Genomic DNA, 4,966 nt, shown 5'->3' with positions numbered 1-4,966 from the left:
CCCCGGCCGCTCTCCCGTACCGCGCTGGCGGTGAGCACCCTGTCCCTGGCCCGCAAGGCCGTGCGCGCCAAGGGATCGAGCCGGGCCCTGGACCACATCGACGTGATCGCGGCCGCCGCCTCCCTGGTCGTCCTGCTGCTGCGCGCACGGCAGCGCCCGGCCACCCGCCGACCCTGACCACCCCCGCGAGGAGAGCGCCGTGACCGGCACCGCACCGACATCGGACCTCACCGGATTCAGCCGACGCCCCTTCACCGGCGCCGGGGTCACCCACGAGGTGTACGAGAAGGGGACCGGCCCCGAGGTGATCCTCCTGCCGGAGATCCCCGGCATCACCCCCGAGGTCCTCGGCCTTGCCGAACACCTCGTCCAGGAGGGCTTCACCGTCGCCATCCCCTCCCTGTTCGGCACGCCTGGCCGGCGCGACTCCGCCCCCTACACGCTGCGCGTCCTGACCCGGTTGTGCGTGTCCGCCGAGTTCCGGGCGTTCGCCACGAACGCCCGCCGCCCCGTCGCCGACCATCTGCGGGCACTGGCCCGCCAGCTGGCCGCCCGCACCCCGGGCCCCGGCGTCGGCGTCATCGGCATGTGCTTCACCGGCGGGTTCGCGCTCGCCGCGGCCGTCGACCCCGCCGTACTGGCCCCCGTGGTCAGCCAGCCCTCGGTGCCCCTGCCCACGAGCCGCACCCGGCGCGCCGACCCCGGACTCGCGGCCGACGAACTCGACGCCGTCGCCGCACGGACCCGCGGTGAGGGGCTGTGCGTGATGGGCCTGAGGTTCGGGGGCGACAAGCTCTCCCCGACGCAGCGCTTCACCGCGCTGCGTGGACGGCTCGGGGACGCGTTCGAGGTGATCGAACTCGACTCCGCCCCGGGCAACGAGGCCGGCTTCACCTCCGGCGCCCACTCCGTACTGACCGCCGAGGTACGCCACCGGCCCGGACACCCGGCCCTCGCGGCCCGCGCGCGCGTGGTCGCCTTCCTGCGGGAGAGGCTGACCCCCACGACATGAGTGTGACGTACGTCTCATCGTTGGTTCGGTATGTCACACCGGAGCCCGATCCGCCCTCTTGGGTGCGCCGCCGCACACCGTGCGCGCCTGACGCCGCGACAAGGAGAGGAACATGACTCGAGAACGGCAGACGAACCCGTGGGCGGTTCTGAGCGTCCTGTGCCTGGGGTTCGTGATGACCCTGGTCGACCTGACGATCGTGAACATCGCCATCCCGGACATGACCGATGATCTGGGCGCGTCGCTCGACAAGATCCTGTGGGTCGTCAACGCCTACACCCTGGTCCTGGCCACACTGATCATCACCGCCGGGCGCCTGGGTGACATTCGCGGCAAGGGGAACCTCTTCCTCACCGGCGTGACCGTCTTCACCCTCGCCTCCCTGGCCTGCGGCCTGGCCCAGGACCCCTCCCAGCTCATCGCGTTCCGCGCCCTGCAGGGCGCGGGGGCGGCGATGCTGATCCCGCAGACCCTGTCGATCATCACCGACGTGTTCCCGCCGGAGAAGCGCGGCGCGGCCTACGGAGTGTGGGGCGCGGTCGCCGGCGTCTCCGGCGCGATCGGCCCCACCGTCGGCGGTCTGCTGGTCACCCACCTGGACTGGCGGTGGGTGTTCTTCATCAACATCCCCGTCGGCGCGCTGGTCCTGCTGCTCGGTGTGCGGCTCATGCCCCAGCACACACACAAGGTCACCCACCGCTTCGACCTGCCGGGCACCCTGCTCGCCTCGGCGACCCTGTTCTGCCTGGCCTTCGGACTGATCGAGGGCGAGCGCTACGAGTGGAACGGCTGGATCTGGACGCTGATCGCAGCCTCCGCCGTGCTGCTCGCCGTCTTCCTCGCCTACGAGCGCGGCCAGCAGGACAACGAACCGCTGCTGCCGTTCTCCCTGTTCAAGGACCGCAACTTCTCCCTGGTCAACCTCGTCGGCATCGCGGTGTCCTTCGGTGTCCTGGGCATTTTGCTGCCGACCACGATCTACCTGCAGTCCGTGCTGGGCTTCAGCGCTTTGAAGACGGGCCTGGTCCTGGTGCCCCTCGCCCTGGGCTCCATGGTCACCGCCGGTCCCGCCGGCATCCTGTCGGAGAAGTTCGGCGGCAGGTACATCCTGACGGCCGGCCTGTCCATGTTCGGCATCGGCATCACCTGGATCCTCCTGGTCGCCGACACCGACAGCTCCTGGACCGCGTTCATCGGACCGCTGTTCGTCGCCGGACTCGGCGCCGGATGCACCTTCGCCCCGATGGGCTCGGAGGTGATGCGCAACGTGCCACCGCACCTGACCGGCGCCGCCTCCGGCGTCAACAACGCACTGCGCCAGGTCGGCTCCGTACTCGCCGGCGCCGTCATCGGCGCGGTCCTGCAGGCCAAGCTGCTGACCGCACTGCGTGAGCAGGCCCGCATCGGCGCCCAGTCGCTGCCCTCCGAGTACCGGGCGGACTTCGTGGGCGGATTCGCCGACGGGGCACAGCACGTGGAGGTGGGCACCGAACAGGGCGCCGCACTACCGGCCGGCATCCCCCAGGACATCGCCGACCGCATGCGGGAGCTGGCCGGCAAGGTCTTCGGCGAGGGCTTCGTGGACGCACTGCAGCCCACCATGCTGGTGCCCGCCGTGACGATGTTCGCCGGGGCGGCCCTGTGCCTGGCCCTCAAGGGCGGACCCACCCCCTCCGGCATGGGACACGGCGCACCGCCGGCCCAGCCGCAGGAAACCGAATCCACCAAGGACACCACCCCCACCCACTGACCCACCAGGGGCCCACCCGCCCCACCTTGTCCGCACAGCCAACCTCCGCCCCCTGGCCCCTCCGGGCCCGGGGGCGCTCTGCTGGGACTCGCCTATGATCAAGAGAAGAACACTCCTCGGTGCCTGCGGCACCGCCGCCGCCCTCACCGCCCTGCACACGGCACCCGCCCGCGCCCACACCCCCTGGGAGCAGCTGCGCGGCCACCTGACCGGAACCCTCGTCCTGCCCGAGGACCCCTTCTACGCCACCGCCAGACAACTCGAACTCCAGCAGTACGACACCATCGCACCCCAGGCCGTCGCCTACTGCGTGAACGCGGCCGACGTCGCACTGTGCCTGGCCTTCGCACAGCATCACGACATTCCCCTGGCACCCCGCAGCGGCGGCCACAGCCTGGGCGGATACTCCACCACCACGGGCCTGATCGTCGACGTCTCCCGGCTGAACCGCATCGCCCTGCACGGCGAGTCGGTCACCTTCGGACCCGGCGCCCACAATGTCGACCTCCTCACCACCTTGGCTCCGGCAGGACTGGCCGTGGCCGGCGGCGCCTGCCCCACCGTCGCGGCCGGCGGATTCGTCCAAGGCGGCGGCCTCGGCTTCCTGACCCGCCCGCTCGGCATGGCCTGCGACGCCCTGACCTCCGCCCAGGTGGTCCTCGCCGACGGCCGCACCGTCACCGCATCACCCCAGCAGCACAAGGACCTGTTCTGGGCGATACGCGGCGCGGGCGGCGGCAACTTCGGCATCGTCACCTCCTACACCGCCACCCCTCACCCGGTCACCGACGTGGCCACCTCCACACTCGTGTTCGCCTACGACACGGCCCTCGACATGATCGACGGATACACCCGGTGGCTGGCACACGCACCCCGCACCATCGGCGGCGCCTGCGTGGTCACCCTCGCCGACGCCGCGCCCGGGAACACCCCGGTGCCCGCGATCCGCCTGGTCTCCACCGGCACGGCCACCGAACTGGCCGACGAGACGGGCCGGCTCCTCGCCCTGACCGGACCGCCCGCCACCCGCACCGACACCACCCTGCCCTACCGCACCCTGATGATGGGCGTGTACGGCTGCGCCACCAAGACCACCGAGCAGTGCCACCGGGCCGACATCCACCCCGAGGGACAGCTCACCCGGCCCGCGTTCGGCCTCGAACGCAGCCGCATGTTCAAGGCCCCGATCGCACGCAGCGGCTGGGCATCGGCGCTCGCCGTCTTCGACGCGCACCGCCAGGCGGGCCAGATCCACCAGCTGCAGGTCCTCCCGCTGGGCGGAGCCGACAGCGACCTGGACCGCCGCGCGACCGCCTATGTGCACCGCGACAGCCTGTTCACCACCAACTACCTGGCCACCATCCCGGCCGCGGCCACCGACGAGGGCAAGGCCGCCGCCCGGCTCTGGGTGGACCGCGGATTCGCCGCGATCGACCCCTACTCCAGCGGCGAGACCTACCAGAACTTCATCGACCCGGCCCTTACGAACTGGAAGTGGGCCTACTACGCCGAGAACTACCCGCGCCTTTCCCAGACCAAGGCCGCCTACGACCCATGCGGCCTGTTCACCCACGCCCAGAGCATCCGCTGACCCCGCTGCCGGGGCCAGGCCGCGACACCTCCCATCCCAACCCACGGCCCAGGGGGCGCCCAGTGACCACCACACAGCCAGGCATCCGGCACCACCGAAGCGAGGGGCCCATCGACGGCAAACTGCTGCGCACCGTGTGCGGCCTGTTCGTCACCGGGGTGACCGTGATCACCAGCGGCACCGGCGAACAGGCCTCGGGCACCACCGTCAACTCCTTCACCTCGGTCTCCCTGGACCCCTCCCTGGTCCTGTTCTGCCTGCACAAGGACTCGCGGATGCGCCAGGTCGTGGAGGAGACCGGCGCCTACGCCGTCAACTTCCTGACCGGCCGCCAAGAACAGGTGGCCTGGGCGTTCGCCGGCCGGCACACCGCCACCTTGGCCAGCGTCGACCACCATCTGTCGGCCACCGGCGTGCCCGTCCTGAGCAGGGCGATGGCCTATCTGTCCTGCCGTCTGGTCAACGCCTTCGCAGGTGGCGACCACACGATCTTCGTCGGCGAGGTGGTCGAACTCGGCGTGCCATGCCCGGACCAGGATCCCCTGATCTTCTTCCGCGGGTCGATGGGCTCCTTGGAGGAGGAGCAACGCGGTACCCACCCCATCTTCCTGTC

General features: G+C 70.9%; 4 protein-coding genes. All 4 read left to right on the top strand.

The window, feature by feature from the left end; translation table 11 throughout:
• The first annotated feature begins 199 nt into the window (after positions 1–199).
• A complete protein-coding gene (locus E4099_RS29020) occupies positions 200–1,012 on the top strand; it encodes a dienelactone hydrolase family protein (RefSeq protein ID WP_135342093.1) in 813 nt (270 codons plus the stop codon).
• Positions 1,013–1,124: 112 nt separating this feature from the next.
• Entirely contained in the window at positions 1,125–2,762 is a 1,638-nt protein-coding gene (locus E4099_RS29015) for an MFS transporter (protein ID WP_135342092.1), read from the top strand.
• 94 nt (positions 2,763–2,856) lie between these two features.
• Positions 2,857–4,353: an FAD-binding oxidoreductase gene (locus E4099_RS29010; protein ID WP_135342091.1), complete on the top strand. Its 1,497-nt coding sequence runs from the start codon at positions 2,857–2,859 to the stop codon at positions 4,351–4,353.
• A gap of 62 nt (positions 4,354–4,415) precedes the next feature.
• The coding region (locus E4099_RS29005; protein WP_245245279.1) for a flavin reductase family protein at positions 4,416–4,966 on the top strand (551 nt) is incomplete at its 3' end.

Origin of the sequence: Streptomyces palmae (genome assembly GCF_004684805.1) — a bacterium.
In the GTDB taxonomy this organism is placed as follows: domain Bacteria; phylum Actinomycetota; class Actinomycetes; order Streptomycetales; family Streptomycetaceae; genus Streptomyces; species Streptomyces palmae.
Note: the sequence above shows the minus strand (reverse complement) of the source record. Positions and strands in the feature narration are given on the sequence as shown.

Bases quoted from the DNA above. Each gene is read 5' to 3' on its own strand.
- E4099_RS29010 (WP_135342091.1), top strand. From the start codon at position 2,857: ATGATCAAGAGAAGAACACTCCTCGGTGCCTGCGGCACCGCCGCCGCC.
- E4099_RS29015 (WP_135342092.1), top strand. From the start codon at position 1,125: ATGACTCGAGAACGGCAGACGAACCCGTGGGCGGTTCTGAGCGTCCTG.